The organism is Streptomyces sp. T028 (genome assembly GCF_048159505.1).
In the GTDB taxonomy this organism is placed as follows: domain Bacteria; phylum Actinomycetota; class Actinomycetes; order Streptomycetales; family Streptomycetaceae; genus Streptomyces.
This window is the reverse complement of the sequence record NZ_JBLRVZ010000036.1, coordinates 82,793-101,053: the sequence shown is the minus strand read 5'-3', so window position 1 is coordinate 101,053 and position 18,261 is coordinate 82,793. Positions and strand designations below refer to the sequence as shown.

The 18,261-nt window shown below is 73.9% G+C and carries 12 protein-coding genes, 1 pseudogene and 1 riboswitch; of the genes and pseudogenes, 1 reads left to right on the top strand and 12 read right to left on the bottom strand.

The window, feature by feature from the left end; genetic code table 11:
* Positions 1-12 precede the first annotated feature (12 nt).
* The 5 genes from cobC to cobM form a co-directional block, all read right to left on the bottom strand.
* Positions 13-1,074 carry an Rv2231c family pyridoxal phosphate-dependent protein CobC gene (cobC, locus tag ACLZN2_RS32850; RefSeq protein WP_416983042.1) on the bottom strand — a complete coding sequence of 354 codons (1,062 nt, stop codon included), beginning with the start codon at positions 1,072-1,074 and terminating at the stop codon, positions 13-15.
* Positions 1,064-2,017, bottom strand: a complete 954-nt coding sequence (locus tag ACLZN2_RS32845; RefSeq protein ID WP_416983041.1) for a sirohydrochlorin chelatase — start codon at positions 2,015-2,017, stop codon at positions 1,064-1,066. Before ACLZN2_RS32845 ends, cobC begins: the two co-directional genes overlap by 11 nt.
* 61 nt (positions 2,018-2,078) lie before the next feature.
* The gene (gene cobJ, locus ACLZN2_RS32840; protein ID WP_416983040.1) at positions 2,079-3,770 is read right to left on the bottom strand and encodes a precorrin-3B C(17)-methyltransferase; all 1,692 of its coding nucleotides are present in this window, start codon (positions 3,768-3,770) and stop codon (positions 2,079-2,081) included.
* Positions 3,767-5,002 (bottom strand): precorrin-6y C5,15-methyltransferase (decarboxylating) subunit CbiE, encoded by a 1,236-nt coding sequence (cbiE, locus tag ACLZN2_RS32835; protein WP_416983039.1) that lies wholly within the window; start codon positions 5,000-5,002, stop codon positions 3,767-3,769. Before cbiE ends, cobJ begins: the two co-directional genes overlap by 4 nt.
* Positions 4,999-5,817, bottom strand: coding sequence for a precorrin-4 C(11)-methyltransferase (cobM, locus tag ACLZN2_RS32830; protein WP_416983038.1), 819 nt, complete (start codon positions 5,815-5,817; stop codon positions 4,999-5,001). Before cobM ends, cbiE begins: the two co-directional genes overlap by 4 nt.
* 135 nt (positions 5,818-5,952) lie before the next feature.
* Between cobM and ACLZN2_RS32825 the strand changes: the two genes are divergently transcribed.
* Positions 5,953-6,681 (top strand): ZIP family metal transporter, encoded by a 729-nt coding sequence (locus ACLZN2_RS32825; protein WP_416983037.1) that lies wholly within the window; start codon positions 5,953-5,955, stop codon positions 6,679-6,681.
* A 23-nt stretch (positions 6,682-6,704) separates the two neighbouring features.
* On the opposite strand, the gene cobI is transcribed toward ACLZN2_RS32825, so the two are convergent.
* From cobI to ACLZN2_RS32790, 7 genes and pseudogenes are all read right to left on the bottom strand, one after another.
* Complete coding sequence (cobI, locus tag ACLZN2_RS32820) at positions 6,705-7,472, bottom strand: precorrin-2 C(20)-methyltransferase (RefSeq protein WP_416983036.1); 768 nt, start codon at positions 7,470-7,472, stop codon at positions 6,705-6,707.
* A complete protein-coding gene (locus tag ACLZN2_RS32815) occupies positions 7,457-8,842 on the bottom strand; it encodes a cobyrinate a,c-diamide synthase (RefSeq protein WP_416983035.1) in 1,386 nt (461 codons plus the stop codon). Before ACLZN2_RS32815 ends, cobI begins: the two co-directional genes overlap by 16 nt.
* Positions 8,842-9,441 carry a cob(I)yrinic acid a,c-diamide adenosyltransferase gene (gene cobO, locus ACLZN2_RS32810; RefSeq protein WP_416983034.1) on the bottom strand — a complete coding sequence of 200 codons (600 nt, stop codon included), beginning with the start codon at positions 9,439-9,441 and terminating at the stop codon, positions 8,842-8,844. The genes ACLZN2_RS32815 and cobO overlap by 1 nt, the downstream gene beginning before the upstream one ends.
* Positions 9,441-11,429, bottom strand: a complete 1,989-nt coding sequence (locus tag ACLZN2_RS32805) for a putative cobaltochelatase (RefSeq protein ID WP_416983033.1) — start codon at positions 11,427-11,429, stop codon at positions 9,441-9,443. The genes cobO and ACLZN2_RS32805 overlap by 1 nt, the downstream gene beginning before the upstream one ends.
* A gap of 169 nt (positions 11,430-11,598) precedes the next feature.
* Positions 11,599-15,252: a cobaltochelatase subunit CobN gene (gene cobN, locus ACLZN2_RS32800; protein ID WP_416983032.1), complete on the bottom strand. Its 3,654-nt coding sequence runs from the start codon at positions 15,250-15,252 to the stop codon at positions 11,599-11,601.
* Positions 15,249-16,760 carry a cobyric acid synthase gene (locus tag ACLZN2_RS32795; protein ID WP_416983031.1) on the bottom strand — a complete coding sequence of 504 codons (1,512 nt, stop codon included), beginning with the start codon at positions 16,758-16,760 and terminating at the stop codon, positions 15,249-15,251. Before ACLZN2_RS32795 ends, cobN begins: the two co-directional genes overlap by 4 nt.
* 197 nt (positions 16,761-16,957) lie before the next feature.
* Positions 16,958-17,884 (bottom strand): annotated as a pseudogene (locus ACLZN2_RS32790) (cobalamin biosynthesis protein); the annotation flags it as partial.
* 115 nt (positions 17,885-17,999) lie between these two features.
* A riboswitch (cobalamin riboswitch) is annotated at positions 18,000-18,143 on the bottom strand.
* Positions 18,144-18,261 lie beyond the last annotated feature (118 nt).

Sequence of the window (18,261 nt, the reverse complement as noted above, 5' to 3'; positions counted from 1 at the left end):
GGGTGCCGTCGGTCAGCGGTCAGCCAGTGTCATCGCCCGGTCCAGGGCCTGGAGGAACGAGTTGACCGTGGGCCGGTCCCGGACCGCGAGGCGCAGCCACTCCTCGTCGAGCCCGGGAAAGGTGTCCCCCCGCCGCACCGCGAACCCCAGGTCCCGCAGATGCCGGCGCACCGCCGCCGCCCTCGGCAGCCGGATCAGCACGAAGGGGCCTTCGGCCGGTCCGGCTACCCGCACCCCGTCGGTGGCGAACTCCTCCAGGCCCGCGACGAGATGGGCCCGGTCCGTGGCGACGCGATGCGCGGCGTGGGCGGCCTCCGCCAGCGCCCGGGGCGAGACGCACGCCTCCGCCGCGGCCAGCGCCGGCGTGGACACCGGCCACAGCGGCTGGGCGCGCTCCAGCGCGGCGATCGTCTCCGGGTCGGCGAGGACGTACCCGATCCGCAGCCCCGCAAGCCCCCAGGTCTTGGTGAGGCTGCGCAGCACGACGAGACCGGGCACGTCCGTACGCCCGGCGAGGGCCTCGCGCTCGCCGGGCACCGCGTCCATGAACGCCTCGTCGACCACCAGCGTCCGCCCCGTCCGGGCCAGCCGCGCGATCGTCTCCGCCGGGTGCAGCACCGAGGTGGGGTTCGTGGGGTTGCCGATCACCACGAGGTCGGCGTCCTCGGGAACGGCCGCCGGATCCAGCCGGAAACCGTCCCCGGCCCGCAGCACCACCCGGTCCACGCTGTGCCCGGCGTCCCGCAGCGCCGCCTCCGGCTCCGTGAACTGCGGGTGCACGACGACCGGCCGGCGCACCTTCAGCGCCCGCGCCAGCAGCACGAACGCCTCCGCCGCGCCCGCCGTCAGCAGCACCCGCTCCTCCGGCAGCCCGTGCCGCGCCGCCACGGCCGCCCGCGCGGCCCGCCCGTCCGGGTAGGCCGCGAGACCGGTCAGCGACGCGGCGATGTGCTCGCGCAGCCAGCGCGGGGGTGTGTCCGCGCGGACGTTCACCGCGAGGTCGACCAGTGCCGAGCCGTCGTCGCGGACCTCGGCGTCCCCGTGGTGACGGAGGTCGTGCCCGTCAGTGCGCATGGGCGTGTCCGCCGTGATGGTGGTGTCCGTGGTGCCCGTGCTGCCCGTGGTTTCCGTGGTGGTGATCGTCGTCGTCGGGGTGGAAGTGCGGCTGCTGCGGCAGGCCCACCTTGTCCTCGAACCCGGGCAGCGCGATCCGGTACACACACGAGTCGCAGTTCATCCGCAGGTCTCCGCCGACCGCCTCCTCGTACCGCTCCCTCACCAGGTCGAGCAGCTCCGGCTCGGGCCCGATGACGTCCGCCGAGCGCACCTCCACCTCCGGGTGCGCGGCCGCCCAGCCCTCGGTCTGCCGGCGTACACGGTCCGGCAGGATGCCGGTGAACAGGAAGTAGGGGAGGACGACGATCCGGCGCGCCCCCAGCCGTACGCACCGGTCGAGGCCGCTCGGCACGTCCGGCGCGGCCAGCGACACGAACGCCGTCTCCACGCCCGCGTAGCCGCGCCCCTCCCACAGCAGCCGCGCCGCCTTGTGCACCTCGGCGTTGGCGTCCGGGTCCGTCGAACCGCGCCCGACCAGCAGCACCGTGACGTCGGACCGGTCGCCCGGGGTGCGCCCCGCCGGGCTGCCCAGCGCCTCGTCGAGACGCCGCTCCAGGACGTTCAGCAGCGCCGGGTGCGGGCCCAGCGGACGGCCGTACGTGTACGAGATCCCCGGGTGCCGTTCCTTCTCGCGGGCCAGGGCCGCCGGGATGTCCCCCTTGGCGTGCCCGGCGGACACCAGCATCAGCGGGACGGCGGCGAACCGGCGCACCCCCCGTTCCACCAGCTCGGTCACGGCCTCGCCCAGCGGGGGCGCCGAGAGCTCGATGAATCCGCCCGCGACGGGCAGCTCCGGGTGGCGGCGCCCCAGTTCCCGGACGAAGTCGCGGAACGCCTCGGCTCCGGCCTCGTCCCGGGTGCCATGGCCGGCGATGAGCAGGGCGGGCGGCGGGGTGGTCACTGTTTCTCCTCGGCGGGAACGAAAGGGTCGGGCAGGGGGTGGTGGCAGGGGAGGGGGCCGGTCATTTCGGCTCCTGCTGCCAGCGGTAGCCGCGGGGCGTCACCATGCGTCCCGCGACGGTCCGGGTCGCGGTGTTGCCCACGGTCACGACGGTCATCATGTCGACCGTCGCCGGGTCGAGGCCGGCCAGGGTCGTCACGCGGGCGGTGCCGTCCGGGCGGGAGGCGTTGCGCACGACCCCGACGGGCGTGCCCGGCTCCCGGTGCCCGGCGAGGATCGCGAGCGCCTTGGGCAGCTGCCAGTCGCGGCCCCGCGAGCGGGGGTTGTAGAAGGTGACCACGATGTCCGCCTCGGCCGCCGCCCGCACCCGCCGTTCGATGACCTCCCACGGCGTGTGCAGATCGGACAGGCTGATCGAGACATGGTCGTGCCCGAGGGGCGCGCCGAGGATCGCGGCCGCCGCGAGCGCGGCGGTCACCCCCGGCACCCCGACCACGTCGATGTCCCCGGAGGCCTCGGCGAGCGCGGGGGAGGCCATGGCGTACACCCCGGCGTCCCCGCTGCCGATCAGCGCGACCGCGTGCCCGCGCCGGGCCTCGGCGACGGCCGTGCGCGCCCGCTCCTCCTCGGCACCGAGACCCGACTCCAGGATCCGGGTGCCGGGCCGCAGCAGATCGCGGATCTGGTCGACGTACTGGTCGAGCCCCACGAGCACGGAGGCCCGCCGCAGCTCGTCCTTCGCGCGCGGGGTGAGCAGGTCCCGGGCGCCCGGCCCGAGCCCGACCACCGCGAGCCGCCCGCGCCCCGGACGCCGTACGACGGCACAGGTCGCCATCGCGGGGGAGCCGCCCGACTTCCGCTTGGGCACCAGGAGTTCGCCCCCCTCGCGCAGGGCGGCGGCCTCGGCGACGGACGGCGTGCCGACGGCGGCGAGCGGAGCGTCGGAGGGGTTCGGCACCTCCACGGCGGCCAGCTCCTCGGCACGGTGGGTCACCACGGGCACCCCGAGCCGCGCGGCGGCCTCCAGGATGCCGGGTTCCTCCGCCTTGGCGTCCACGGTGGCGAGCGAGGCGACGCTACGAGGGGACAGTCCCGCCTTCCGCAGCGCGCCCTCGATCACCTCGAGGACCTCCTCGGCCGGGGCGCCCTTGGACGCGCCGACGCCCACGACGAGCGACGGCGGCCGCACCAGCACCTCCCGGGCGGCGGGCTCGACGGCACGGTCCGTGACCCGCACGGTGTACCCGCATGACGAGTCCGACTCCGTGAACGGCAGCGGCGGCAGCGGCCACGCCACCTCCGCCTCCAGCGCCACCGGCTCCCCGTCCAGCAGGGCCCGGGTCACCGCGGCGACCTCGCCCTCCACGGGCAGCCCGAGAGTGTCCAGGCCGGGGATGCCGACGGCGTCCGTCGCCGTGGTCACCACCGGCTGGGCGCCGAGCAACTCGCCCACTTCCAGGGCGAGTTCATTGGCGCCGCCGGCATGTCCGCCGAGCAGCGGCACCGCGAACCGCCCGCCCTCGTCGACGCACACCACCCCCGGGTCGGACGCCTTGTCGCCGAGCAGCGGGGCGACGAGCCGCACCACGGCCCCCGTCGCGAGGAAACACACGAGCTGCTCGCACTCCGCGAACGCCCGCCGGACGGCGTCCCCCACGGGCCCGTCGTACACGCGCGTGCGGTCCGGCCACGCCACGGCCAGCCGGTCCCGCGCCGCCGCCCCCGCCGCGGTGGCGGAAATGAGGCCGATCACCGATCAACTCCTTCACTGGACACCGGGGTGCGCACACCCCACAGCAGAAAAACGGGATTGGTCGCCGCGAGCCGGGTCACGTCCCCCGGCAGGGGAGTGAGCCGCGAGGACTGGAGCAGGACGCCGTCGACGTCGTACCCGGCGTCGAGGAACGCGGCCCGGGCGGCCGGTACGCGGTCCAGCGCGGCCATGGCGACCACCACGGTCCGCCGCGCCCGCCGCGCGCACTCGCCCACGATGTCGGCCAGTTCGCGCCCGCCGCCGCCCACGAACACGGCGTCGGGATCGTCGAGGCCGCCCAGCGCGTCCGGCGCGCCGCCGTGCACGACATCGACGTACACGCCGTGCGCCGCGGCGTTGGCGCGGATCCGCTCCACCCCGTCCGCCGACCGCTCCACCGCACTCACCGCGGCCCCGAGCCGGGCGCACTCCACGGCCACCGAGCCCGACCCGGAGCCGACGTCCCACACCAGGTCACCGGGGCGCGGCCCGAGCCGGGCCAGGGCCAGCGCCCGCACCTCGAACTTGGTGATCATCGAGTCGCGGTGCGCGAAGTCGCCCTCGGCCAGCGCCCACCCGGCCGGTCCCGCCCCGCGCCCGGCCAGCGTGCGTACGGGACCGAGGACCCGGCTCTCGTCCAGGCACAGGACGACACTCACCGCCGTACCCCACTCCCGTTCCGCGGCCCCGGCGGCGGAGACCCGCACCACGCGCTCGCACTCCGGGTCGCCCAGCGCGGAGGCGACCACGAGCACCCGCCCCGACCGCCGCAACGCGGCCCCCAGTTCGGCGGGCCCGGCGCCGGGCCCGGTCAGCACGGCCACCTTCGGATGCGCCCGGCACACGTTGACCGCCGTCCGCAGCTCCCGCCCGTGCGCGCTCACCACGACCGCGTCGTCCCAGGCCAGCCCCAGCCGGGCGAAGGCGGTGGCCACCGACGGCACCCCGGGACGCACGTCCAGCCGCTCCGCCCCGAACCGCTCGGCGAGCGCCCGCACGATCCCGAAGAACCCCGGATCACCCGAGGCCAGCACGGTCACCGCCCGGTCCTTCGCGTCGTACTCCGCGATCGTCTCCAGGGCGGGCGCGAGCGGACCGAGGACGATCCGCTCGACCGCCTCGGGCAGCCGTACGGCGTCCAGATGGCGCCGCCCGCCGACGACCAGCTCGGCGCCGGCCAGCTCCTCGGGGGCGGGCGGGGACCCGGTACCCGTGCCGATGACGGTGATCACGTACTCGCACCCCGCTCACGCAGCGTCCGCCGCGCCTCGGGGTCGGCCTTGCGGAAACCGTGGAAGTGACCCGGGTGGTACAGGTGCGAGCGGGTGCCGTGCGCGTCCAGGGCCGGGCCGACCAGGAAGAGCGTGTGCTTCCAGAGCCTGTGCTCCTTGACCGTCTCCTCCAGCGTGCCGATCGTGCACTTCACGACCAGCTCCTCCGGCCAGGTCGCCTGATACGCGACCACGACCGGGGTGTCCGTCGGATAGCCGCCCTCCAGCAGCTCCCGCACCAGCTGCCCGCTGCGGGCCGCCGACAGGAACACCGCCATGGTGGTGCCGTGCCGGGCGAACTCCCGCACCTCCTCACCGGGCGGCATCGGCGTCTTGCCGCCGCCGAGCCGGGTGAGGACGACGGACTGCGCGACCTCGGGGATCGTCAGCTCGCGCCGGGCGAGCGCGGCGACGGCCGAGAAGGACGAGACGCCGGGGACGACCTCCGTGTCGATGCCGAGCGCGTCGCACCGGTCGAGCTGCTCCTGCGTACCGCCCCACAGGGCCGGGTCACCGGAGTGGATCCTGGCCACCCTCAGCCCGTCCCGGTGGGCCCGCTCGTACACGGCCACCACGTCCTCCAGGGACATCGTCGCCGAGTCGAGGATCTCCGCACCCTCCCGCGCATGGTCCAGGACCTCCGCCTGCACCAGGCTCGCGGCCCAGATCACGACGTCCGCCTCGGCGATGGCGCGCGCGGCGCGGAACGTCAGCAGATCGGCGGCGCCGGGGCCGGCACCGACGAAGGTCACCTTGCCGGCGGGGGCATCGGCCATGGTTTCGGGTCCTCTCATCACGGGTCGATCAGCGGGTCGAATAACGGGTTGAATAACGGGTTGAAGGGGGGCGTATCGGGGTCAGGGGCGTGGCCGGATGTGCGCGGTCGGGGGGTGATCGGATACGAAGGGCCCATGGCGGTCTTCGTCGCGCTCGGCGCGTTCCTCATGACGCTGGCCGGCGGCTGGACGGCACAGCGTGTCACCGACCGCCGCCACCTCGTCCTCGGCCTGGCCGGCGGCCTCATGCTGGGCGTCGTCGGCCTGGACCTGCTGCCGGAGGCCCTGGAGGCGGCCGGCACCGAGGTCTTCGGCGTCCCGGCCGCGCTCCTGCTGTTCGTGACGGGCTTCCTGCTGGCCCATCTGGTGGAACGCCTGCTCGCCGTGCGCCAGGCCGCGCACGGCGCCGAGGAACACAACGGCCGGGCCCCCGAGGTGGGCCTGACGGCCGCCGCGGCGATGGTCGGCCACAGCGCGATGGACGGCGTGGCGATCGGCGCGGCCTTCCAGGTCGGCGGCGGCATGGGCCTCGCGGTGGCCCTGGCGGTGATCGCCCACGACTTCGCGGACGGCTTCAACACGTACACGATCACGAGCCTGTACGGGAACGCCCGCCGCCGGGCCCTGTTCATGCTGTTCGCGGACGCGGCCGCCCCGGTGGCCGGCGCGGCGGCGGCGACCGTCGTCACCATCCCGGAGCAACTGCTCGGCGGCTATCTCGGCCTCTTCGGCGGCGCGCTGCTCTACCTCGCGGCCGCCGAGATCCTCCCCGAGGCCCACCACGAACACCCCGCCCGCTCGACCGTGCTGTGCACGATCGCGGGCGCGGCCTTCATCTGGCTGGTGGTGGGCCTGGCGGCCTGAGCTGCCCGGGCTCACGCCTGGTCTCACAGCTTGCCGCCCCGTCCGCCCTCGCGCCGCGCGGGCGCGATCAGCGTCGAGAGATAGGGCAGCGGCTCCCCGTCCAGCTCACCGGCCGGCCGGATGGACTCCTGCGCGAGCCCCAGCGCCGACCCCCACACCGCGTCCTCGATCCGCCCGGTCTCCCGCAGCGCCTCGGCGACCTCGGCGGCCTGCCGCCCGAACTTGTACGCCACGACCGTCCCCGGCCCGGCCAGCGCGTCCTTCAGCACGGCCGACCCGGCGGTCACCGGCACCAGCGTCAACGGCTCGGTGCCCTCGGTGAGCACGGCCCCCGACCGCGCGGCGAGGTCCTGCATGGCGGTGATCCCGGGCACGGTCTCGACGACGGTCCCCGGCACCGACTCGGCGATGGTCTGCGCGAGATACGTGAACGTCGAGTACACGTTCGGATCCCCGATGGTCGCGAAGGCCACGATCCCGTGCGCCGTCAGCAACTCGGCGACCCGCTCGCCGGCCGCGTCCCAGGCGGCCTCCCGCCGCGCCCGGTCGGTCCGCTCGTTCAGCGCGAACACCACCCGGACGACCTTCTCCGGCGCGACGTAGTGCAGCACGGTCGCCTCGGCGCGGCCCCGCTCCCCGCCGTCTTTTCCGTCAGACGCAGCCATGACCGGCACGACAACGACATCGGCGGCCCGCAGCGCGTTGACCCCCTTCACGGTCACCAGCTCCGGATCCCCGGGACCCACCCCGACCCCGATCAGCCTGCTGCGCTCGCTCATGACGTACGGCACCTCTCCACGAACCTACGGGCCACACCGGGCTCGGCCGCCCAGTGCGTGTGCAGATAACTCGCGTGCACACCTTGCTGCACGAAGCCTTCGACGCGCCGGGCGGGGGCACGCACCCCCCACGCGGGAGCCGCTCCGGCCCCGGGTTCGACGACGGTCCGGTGAAACTCGTGCCCCCGCATGCGCGTCCCGGCGACGGCCAGCACACTGTCGCTCACGGCGACCGCGTCCCGGTAGCCGAGGGTCAGCCGCTCCGACATCCGCGCGGTGGCGTCGAGCACCCCGCACATGGGCCGCCCGTCCAGCTCCCGGCACAGGTACAGCAGCCCGGCGCACTCGGCGGCGACCGGCGCCCCGGACTCCGCGAGCGCGGCGACGGCCTTCCGCAACGGCTCGTTGGCGGACAGCTCGGCGGCGTACACCTCGGGGAACCCGCCTCCGATGACGAGCCCGGAAGTCCCCGCCGGGAGGGACTCGTCCCGCAGCGGATCGAAGGTGACGACCTCGGCTCCGGCGGCGGTCAGAAGCTCGACCTGCTCGGCATAGGAAAAGGTGAAGGCGACCCCACCGGCAACGGCGACAACAGGTTTTTTGTCGCTCGGCCTTTCAACTGAGCGAGGCGGGTGGCCGTGGGTGGGCAAACCGGGGGTCCAGGGGGCGGAGCCCCCTGGTACGGCACCCGCACCCCGGGCCAGTGCCTCCAACGCGGCGAGATCACACCCCTCGGAGACCTGCGCGGCCATGAAGGCGACAGCCTCAACCGCAGCGGACCGCCGTTCGGCAACAGGAACCAACCCGAGGTGCCGCGAGGGCACGGACACCTGCGCGGCCCGCCGCAAGGCGCCCAGCACAGGCACCCCGGCCGAGTCCAACGCCTCCCGCAGCAACTCCTCGTGCCGATCCGACGCGACCTTGTTCAGGATCACGCCCCCCACCCGCACTTCGGGATCCCAGGAGGCGAACCCGTGCACCAGCGCCGCCACCGACCGCGACTGCGAAGACGCGTCCACGACCAGCACCACCGGCGCGCCCAGCAACTTCGCGACATGAGCGGTCGACGCCAGTTCACCTTCGCCCGCTGCCCCGTCGTACATCCCCATCACACCCTCGACGACCGCGAGGTCGCACCCCCGCGCCCCGTGCAGGAACAGCGGAGCGACCAGCTCCGGCCCGCACAGGTACGCGTCGAGGTTGCGCCCCACCCGCCCGGTCGCGAGCGCGTGGTACCCGGGGTCGATGTAGTCCGGCCCGACCTTGTGCGGGGACACGGCGAGCCCCCGCGCGGCGAACGCGGCCATCAGCCCCGTGGCGACGGTGGTCTTGCCGCTGCCCGAGGAGGGCGCGGCGACGACCAGCCGTGGGACGGACGACATCACCACTCGATGCCCCTCTGCCCCTTCTGCCCCGCGTCCATCGGATGCTTGACCTTGGACATGTCGGTCACGAGATCGGCGAAGTCCACGAGCTTCTCGGGCGCGTTCCGCCCGGTGATGACCACATGCTGGGTCCCCGGCCGGTTCCGCAGCACGTCGACGACCTCGTCGGTGTCCACCCACCCCCAGTGCATCGGGTACGCGAACTCGTCGAGCACGTACAGCCTGTACGTCTCGGCGGCGAGGTCCCGCTTGACCTGCTCCCAGCCCTCCCGGGCCTTCTCCTCGTTGTCGAGCTGCGCGTCCCGCTGGACCCAGGACCAGCCCTCGCCCATCTTGTGCCAGTCGACGGACCCGCCCTCGCCGGAGGCGCCGAGCACCCGCAGCGCGTTCTCCTCGCCGACCTTCCACTTCGCCGACTTGACGAACTGGAACACCCCGATGGGCCACCCCTGGTTCCAGGCCCGCAGCGCGAGCCCGAAGGCGGCGGTGGACTTCCCCTTTCCGATCCCGGTGTGCACGACGACGAGCGGCCGGTTGCGCCGCTGTCGGGTCGTCAGACCGTCATCGGGTACGACACTCGGCTGTCCCTGCGGCATTACGCGGCCCTCCTCTGTACGTCCTTCACCAGCCCGGCGATCGAGTCCGCCCGCAGTTCGTCGAGCGTCACCGCCGTCCCGCCCAGTTCACCCGCGAGCTGTCCGGCGAGCGCCAGCCGCACCGGCCCCGACTCGCAGTCCACGACCACGGACGCCACGCCCTCGGCGGCGAACAGCCGTGCCGCCCGCCCCGCGAGCGCCACGGGCTCCGGACCACCGGTGGCCCGCCCGTCCGTCATGACCACGACCAGCGCGCGCCGCGCCGGATCCCGCAGCCGCTCCACCCGCAGCACGTCGTGCGCCTTCAGCAGCCCGGCGGCGAGCGGCGTACGGCCCCCGGTCGGCAGCGACTCCAGCCGGGCCGCGGCGGCGTCCACCGACGACGTCGGAGGCAACGCGACATCGGCCGCCGCCCCCCGGAACGTCACCAGCCCCACCTTGTCCCGCCGCTGATACGCGTCGAGCAGCAGCGACAGCACGGCGCCCTTCACGGCGCTCATCCGCTGCCGGGCCGCCATCGACCCGGAGGCGTCGACCACGAACAGCACCAGGTTGCCCTCGCGCCCCTCCCGGGTCGCCTGCCGCAGATCGTCCCGGCGCAGCACCAGCCCCGGCCCGGACCGCCCGCGCGCCCGCTGATGCGGCGCGGCGGCCTGCACGGTCGCCGCCAGATGCAGCTTGGTCAGCGCGCCCCGGGGCCGCCGGGCCCCGGTGGTCCGCCCGTGCTCGGTCCGCGCCCGCGAACGCCGCCCGGCGGCCCCTTCACCGATCCCGGGCACGCTCAGCACCTTGGTCCGGAACGGCTCGGCGGCCCGTACGGCGGACTGCTCACCCGCACCGGAGGCCTGCGGCTCCCCGCCCTCCCCGGCCTCGGGCCGCGCACCGGAGCCACCGTCGGCCTGCGGCCCCTCGGACGGCGACTGCCCACCGCCCCCGCCGGGCCCGTCCGGACCGGGATCGGGATCCTCGTCGCCCTCGCCGGAGAACTCCTCCAGCGTCTGATCGAGTTTGTCCTCGTCCAGCCCCGGCGCGTCGAACGGGTTGCGGCGCCTGCGGTGCGGCAGCGCGAGCAGCGCCGCCTGCCGCACGTCCTCGGCGAGTACGTCGGTCCGCCCGGCCCACGCCGCCAGCGCCGTCGCCGTACGCGCCATCACGATGTCGGCGCGCATGCCGTCCACCTCGAAGGCCGCGCAGGTCGCCGCGATCTGCCGCAGCGCCCCGTCGCCCAGCCGCACCGACGGCAACAGCTCCCGCGCCGCCACGATCCGCGCCCGTACGGCGGCCTCCTCGTCCGCCCACCGCGCGGCGAAACCCGCGGGATCGTCGTCGTACGCCAGCCGCCGCCGTACGACCTCCACCCGCTGCTCGGGCTCCCGCGAGGCGGCCACCTCCACGGTCAGCCCGAACCGGTCGAGCAACTGCGGCCGCAGTTCGCCCTCCTCGGGGTTCATGGTCCCGACGAGCAGGAACCGCGCGGCATGCCGTACGGAGACACCCTCACGTTCCACGTACGACGCGCCCATCGCCGCCGCGTCCAGCAGCAGGTCGACGAGATGGTCATGCAGAAGATTGACCTCGTCGACGTAGAGGATCCCGCGGTGCGCCTGCGCCAACAGGCCAGGTTCGAATGCCTTCACGCCCTCCGCGAGCGCCCGCTCGATGTCGAGGGCGCCCACCAGCCGGTCCTCCGAGGCGCCCACCGGCAGCTCGACCATCCGCGCCGCCCGGGTCTCGAACGCCCCCGGCTCGTGCGGCCCGTCCGGACACGCCGGGTCGGGGGAGCCGGGGTCGCAGGAGAACCGGCAGCCGGAGACCACGTCCAGCGTCGGCATCAGCGCAGACAGGGCGCGTACGGCCGTGGACTTGGCGGTGCCCTTCTCGCCGCGCACCAGCACCCCGCCGACCGCCGGAGACACGGCGTTCAGCAGCAGCGCGAGCCGCAGATCGTCCTGGCCTACGACGGCCGTGAAAGGGAAGGGGGTGCTCACGCTGCGATCACTCCTTCGAGTGGCTGATCTGATGGCAGAGTGCCGCGCGCCGACAAGGCTGCCAGGCTGCTGCTCTGCTCCCCGCAGCCGCGGGGGTGGCCCGAAGCCGAACCCGTGGGCACTGCGCGGGATGACTTGCTCCCCGCACCGGCGCGGGTTTCCAGGGAGATCACGCGTCTCCCTCCAGATCTCCCTCAAGTTCGAGGTAGGTCGCCCGGAGCCGGTCCAGGGTCTCTTGGTCCGGCTCCGCCCAAAGACCCCGGTCCGCCGCCTCCAGCAGCCGCTCGGTGATACCTCGCAGCGCCCACGGGTTGGACTTCCGCATGAAGTCCTTGTTCTCCGGCGCGAAGACGTACTCGGACGCGAGCTTCTCGTACATCCAGTCGTCGACCACGCCCGCCGTGGCGTCGTAGCCGAACAGGTAGTCGACGGTCGCCGCCATCTCGAAGGCGCCCTTGTAGCCGTGCCGGCGCATGGCCGCCATCCAGCGCGGGTTGACCACCCGGGCGCGGAACACCCGGTGCGTCTCCTCGCCCAGCGTGCGCGTCCTCACCTGGTCCGGTACGGCCGAGTCGCCCACGTACGCCTCGGGGTTGGCGCCCGTCAGGTGCCGGACCATCGCGACCATGCCGCCGTGGTACTGGAAGTAGTCGTCGGCGTCGACGAGGTCGTGCTCGCGCGTGTCGACGTTCTTGGCGGCGACGGCGATCCGCTTGAACGCGGTCTCCATGTCCCCGCGCGCCGCCCGCCCGTCGAGCCCGCGCCCGTAGGCGTAGCCGCCCCAGACGGCGTACACCTCGGCGAGGTCGGCGTCGCTGCGCCAGTTCCGGGCGTCGATGAGCGGCAGCAGCCCCGCCCCGTACGCGCCCGGCTTGGAGCCGAAGACACGGGCCGTCGCGCGCCGCCGGTCGCCGTGCTCGGCGGTGTCCTCGTCGGCGTGCGCCCTCACGTAGTTGCTCTCGGCGGGCTCGTCCAGCTCGGCCACCCTGCGCACCGCGTCGTCGATCAGCCCCACGACGTGCGGGAACGCGTCCCGGAAGAAGCCGGAGATCCGGACCGTGACATCGATGCGCGGCCGGCCCAGCTCGGCCAGGGGGATCACCTCGAAGCCGGTCACCCGGCGCGAGGCGTCGTCCCAGACGGGACGGCAGCCCAGCAGGGCCAGGATCTCGGCGATGTCGTCGCCCTGCGTCCGCATGGCCGAGGTACCCCAGACCGTCAGACCGACGGACTTCGGGTACTCGCCCGTGTCCTGCAGATACCGCTGCACGAGCGAGTCGGCGAGCGACTGCCCGACCTCCCAGCTCAGCCGGGACGGGATGGCCTTGGGGTCGACGGAGTAGAAGTTCCGGCCGGTCGGGAGCACGTTGACCAGACCGCGCGTGGGGGAGCCGGACGGACCGGCGGGAACGTAACCGCCGTCCAGCGCCTTGAGGATGTGCCCGATCTCGTCCGTCGTACGGGCCAGACGCGGGACGACCTCGTTGCAGGCGAACTCCAACACCGCGACGGCGTCGGGAAGTTCGGTGCCGAGTACACCGCGGACGAGAGCCGGGGCGACCGACACGTCCCAGTCCCGCGCCTCCATCCCCTCCGCGACCCGCCGGCACAGCTGCTCCAGCAGATCGATCGCGTCGGCCGCCGACCGTGACGGGCCCTCGACGAGGTCCGTCAGCTCCACCGGCACCTTCACCGGCGCACCGGGCTCGGCAAGCAACTCCTTCTCGACCAGCCCGAAATGGGCCGCGAAGGACGCCCTGAGCCCCGGCAGCGCGTTCGCCTGCCCGCCCCACACCTGCGAGGCCCGCAGCACGGCGAGCACCAGGTTCACCCGTGCCTCGTCGACCGGGCCGCCGCCCAGGATGTGCAGACCGTCGCGGATCTGCACGTCCTTGATCTCGCACAGATAGCCGTCGATGTGCATGACGAACTCGTCGAAGTCGTCGTCGCCCGGCTGCTCGTCCACATGCAGGTCGTGGTGGAGCTCGGCAGCCTTGACCAGCGTCCAGATCTGCGCCCGGACGGCGGGTGACTTCGTCGGGTCCAGGTCGGAGACCAGCGCGTACTCGTCGAGCAGCTGCTCCAGCTTCGCCAGGTCGCCGTAGGTGTCCGCGCGCGCCATCGGTGGCACCAGATGGTCGACGACGGTGGCGTGCCCGCGCCGCTTGGCCTGGGTGCCCTCGCCGGGGTCGTTGACGATGAAGGGGTAGATGAGGGGCAGGTCGCCGAGGACGGCGTCCGGCGCACAGCCCCCGCCGAGCCCGAGGCCCTTGCCCGGCAGCCACTCCATCGTGCCGTGCTTGCCCATGTGCACGATCGCGTCGGCGCCGAAACTGTTCTCCAGCCACCGGTAGGCCGCCATGTAGTGGTGGGACGGCGGCATGTCGGGGTCGTGGTAGATCGCGATCGGGTTCTCGCCGAAACCGCGCGGCGGCTGGATCATCACCACGACGTTCCCGAACTGGAGCGACGCGAGCACGATGTCGTCGCCGTCGACGTAGAGCGAGCCCGGCGGTTCGCCCCACGCCTCGCGCATGGCGTCCCGCAGCTCCGGGTCGAGCTTGTCGAACCACGCCCGGTAGTCGGCGAGCGGCACGCGCGCGGGCGCGGCGGCCAGCTGCTCCTCGGTGAGCCACTCGACGTCGTGACCACCGGCGTTGATGAGCCGGTGGATCAACTCGTCGCCGTTGTCGGGGTGCCCTTCGACGACGTATCCGGCATCGCGCAGCGCGTCCAGCACCCGCACCGCCGACGCCGGAGTGTCAAGGCCGACCGCGTTGCCCACCCGGGAGTGCTTGGTCGGGTACGCGGTGAAGACCAGCGCCAGCTTCTTCTCGGCGTTCGGCTTGTGCCTCAACCGCGCGTGCCGTACGGCGATTCCGGCCACCCGCCCGGCCCGCTCGGGGTCGGCGACGTATACGGGGACGTCGTCGGGGCCCTGCTCCTTGAAGGAGAACGGGACCGTGATCAGCCGTCCGTCGAACTCCGGGATCGCGACCTGCATCGCCGCGTCCATGGGGGAGAGGGCGGCGTCGGACTCGTCCCAGGCCTGCCGTGAGGAGGTCAGGCAGAGTCCTTGCAGCACAGGGACGTTGAGGTCGGCGAGCGCCCCGATGTCCCAGGCCTCCTCGTCACCGCCGGCCGAGGCCTGCGAGGCGTGCGTGCCGCCCGCCGCGAGCACCGTGGCGACCAGGGCGTCCGCCCCGCCGAGGATGTCGTACAGCCCGGCGTCCGCCCCGCGCAGCGAACCGCAGTACACCGGCAGCGCGTTGGCCCCCCGCGCCTCGATCGCGTCGCACAGCGTGTCCACGAACGCGGTGTTGCCGCTCAGCTCATGGGCCCGGTAGAAGAGCACGCCCACGGTCGGCCGGCCGCTCTCCCGCGCACGGGAGCCGTGCACCCCGTACTCGGGCATCTTCCGCGGCTCGACGAACCCCTCGCCCGTCAGCAGCACGGTGTCGGACAGGAACCGCGCCAGCTCGGTCAGGTTGTCGGGCCCGCCCTCGACCAGGTACCTCAGCGCCTCCGCGACCACACCGGCCGGCACCGACGACTCCGCCATCAGCTCGGCGTCCGGCACGGTCTCGCCGCCCAGCAGCACGGTCGGGATCCCGGACGCCTTCAGCACGGCCAGCCCGTCCTCCCAGGCCCGCTTCCCGCCGAGCAGCCGTACGACGGCGATGTCGGCGCCGTCCAGCAGGCCTGGCAGCTCGTCCGTGACGTCGACGCGGGTCGGGTTGCCGATCCGGTAACCGGCGCCGGAGGCGGCCCGGGCCGCCAGCAGATCGGTGTCGGCGGTCGACAACAACAACACTGTGCTCATGCGGGCGCTCCCGGTGGAATGAAAGGCAGTCCTTGCGGCGCGCCCGACTCGATGAGCCGCCACAGCGCGTCCGTGTCCGCGTGCTGTTCGATCAGGTCGCCGAGCCGGTCGAGCTGCTCCTCGCGCAGCGCGGCGAACGAGGTGTCCGGCGTCGGCACGAACCGGCGGCCCGCGGCGGCCGCCACCTCGCGCAGGAACGCCCGCCGGAACCCGTCGGACTCCAGCGAGCCGTGCCAGTGGGTGCCCCAGGCCTGTCCGACCCGGCAGCCGTCCAGGAACGGATCGCCCCCCTCGATCTCGGCGACCCCGTGATGGATCTCGTACCCCTCGACCCGCTCGCCGAGGGCTTCGCCCACCGGCCGGGTGAGGGTCTTCTCGCGGGCGAACCGCACCCGGACCGGCAGGACAGCGAGCCCCTCCACGTGCCCCCGCCGGCTCTCGACCTCGTCCTCGATGTGCTCGCCGAGGATCTGGAAGCCGCCGCAGATACCGAGCACCGGCCGGCCCTCGGCGGCCCTGCGCCGCAGAGCCTCCGCGAGCCCCCGCTCGCGCAGCCACTCCAGCGCCCGTACGGTCCCCCGGGTTCCCGGGACGACCACGAGGTCGGCGTCGGCCAGTTCCTCCGGCCGGTCCACGAACCGCACGACGACCCCGGGTTCGGCGGCGAGCGCGTCCACGTCCGTGAAGTTGGACATCAGCGGGATCGCGCACACGGCGACCCGCAGCACGTCCTCGCCGACGGGCGGGGAGACGTTCGACTCCCGTACGGTCCCGCGCAGGGACACCCTCAGCCCGTCCTCCTCGTCGATGCCGAGCCCGTGCCGGAACGGCAGCACGCCGTACGTCCGCCGCCCGGTGAGCCCGTGGAGCATGTCGAGCCCCGGCTCCAGGAGCGAGACGTCCCCGCGGAACTTGTTGACGAGGAACCCGGCGACGAGCGCCTGGTCCTCGGGGGAGAGGAGCGCGACGGTCCCGAAGAACGAGGCGAAGACCCCGCCGCGGTCGATGTCGCCGACGACGAGGACCGGGAGCCCGGCGCCCCGGGCGATCCCCATGTTGACGATGTCGGTCCGCCGGAGATTGATCTCGGCGGGAGAACCGGCCCCCTCACAGATCACCGCGTCATACGTGCCCCGCAACTCGGCGAGGCAGTCGAGCACGGTCCCGAGCAGTCTCCGCTGCCGCCCCCCGTGATAGCCGCGCGCGCTCAGCTCGCCCACCGGCTTCCCGAGCAGCACCACTTGACTGCTCTGCTCGCCACCGGGCTTGAGCAGCACGGGATTCATCAGCGCGGTCGGCTCGACACGGCAGGCCTGCGCCTGCATGGCCTGCGCCCGCCCGATCTCGGCGCCCTCCCGCGTCACGAACGAGTTGAGCGACATGTTCTGCGCCTTGAAGGGTGCGACCTTCACCCCTTGCCGGACCAGCCACCGGCAGATCCCCGCCGTGACGACACTCTTGCCGGCGTCGGAGGTGGTGCCGGCGACGAGCAGCCCACCGCCAGTCACGAGGCCCACCTCCCCGCCCGCTGCGACCGCCGTGCCTGCTGCGCCAGCTCCGGCCGCTGCGCCCGCTGTGACGGCTGCGCCCGCCGTGGCCGCTGTGGGCAGGCGTTCCGCAGGGCGATGGGGGTCCCCCCGCTCGAGCGAAGCCGAGAGTGGGGGAGGGTGGGCACAGCCTCCAGCGCCGGGCGCCTCGCAACCCACCCCCGCAGCAACGAACCTGCCGCACTCACCGCCAGCGCCAACCACCCCACCCGCCGGGACAACCGCACGGCTCGCTCGATGTCCCCGACCTCCACCGCACGCCCCTCCTCGTTCAGCACAGGCCGATGCTCCACACGCCCCCCGTACGACAGCGTCCCGCCCAGCCGCACCCCGAGCGCTCCCGCGAACGAGGCCTCGACGGGACCGGCGTTGGGGCTCGGGTGCCGGTCCGCGTCCGCCCGCCAGGCCCGTACGGCACCCCGGGGATCGTCCCCGGTCGCGGCGGCGAGTACGGCGGTCAGCCGCGCCCCCGGCCACCCCGCGAGGTCGTCGAGCCGGGCGGACGCCCACCCGAACCGGCGGTGGCGGGCCGACTTGTGACCCACCATCGCGTCCAGGGTGTTGACGGCCCGGAACCCGAGCAGCCCCGGCACCCCGCCCACGGCACCCCACACCAGGGCCCCCACGACGGCGTCGGAGGTGTTCTCGGCGACGGACTCCACGACGGCCCGCGCGATCCCGTCGGCGTCGAGCGCCTGCGGATCCCGCCCGCACAGATGCGGCAGCCGCGCCCGCGCCCCGTCGACGTCCCCCGCCTCCAGGGCCCGCCCGATGGTGCGGGCCTCGCGCACGAGCGAGGTTCCGCCGACCACGGCCCAGGTGGCGGCAGCGGTGAGAACGACGGAGACGGCCGGGGAGCGTCGTACGGCCTTTTCGGCCACGGCCCCCAGGGCGACCGCCCCACCCGCGCACACGGCGGTGTGCAGGGCGCCCCACCCCCGGTGGTCCCGCCACAGCACCCGCTCCACGGCACCGGCGGTCCGCCCGAACGCGGCGACCGGATGCGCCCGGCGGGGATCGCCGAGGAGCAGGTCACCGAGGAGTCCGGCGGCGGCGCCGTACGCGAAGACGCGATCGGCTCGCATCGGCTCAGCCGGCCGTGGGGTCGGGCAGCGATCCTGGGCTGTACCTGAGAGCCGGGCAGGCTCTCGAACGGCAGGCGAGCATGGCGATATGTCCTCACTCAGGGTGTCCACGCCCTGGTTCGACGAGACCGGCGGCGAGAGTTCCTGGCTCCCGGGGCTACCTACCCCGGTGACAGTGGCGGGACCGCGCCGGATTCACACCGGCTTCCTCTCCTGCCGCCGTACATGGCTCCGGCAGTCCACCACGCCCCTGGAAGGGCCGTCAACTTGCCGTTGACCTGCACGGGGAGAGTGTGCAGAACCCCACACGGGGGCTGTGTGCGAGGCCGTACCCGGGCCGCCGGCGAGCACACGAGAACGGGGTGCGGGGCGGCGAA

Bases quoted from the DNA above. Each gene is read 5' to 3' on its own strand.
- cobC (WP_416983042.1), bottom strand. From the start codon at position 1,074: ATGCGCACTGACGGGCACGACCTCCGTCACCACGGGGACGCCGAGGTC.
- cobM (WP_416983038.1), bottom strand. From the start codon at position 5,817: ATGGCCGATGCCCCCGCCGGCAAGGTGACCTTCGTCGGTGCCGGCCCC.
- ACLZN2_RS32825 (WP_416983037.1), top strand. From the start codon at position 5,953: ATGGCGGTCTTCGTCGCGCTCGGCGCGTTCCTCATGACGCTGGCCGGC.
- ACLZN2_RS32815 (WP_416983035.1), bottom strand. From the start codon at position 8,842: ATGTCGTCCGTCCCACGGCTGGTCGTCGCCGCGCCCTCCTCGGGCAGC.
- cobO (WP_416983034.1), bottom strand. From the start codon at position 9,441: ATGCCGCAGGGACAGCCGAGTGTCGTACCCGATGACGGTCTGACGACC.
- cobN (WP_416983032.1), bottom strand. From the start codon at position 15,252: ATGAGCACAGTGTTGTTGTTGTCGACCGCCGACACCGATCTGCTGGCG.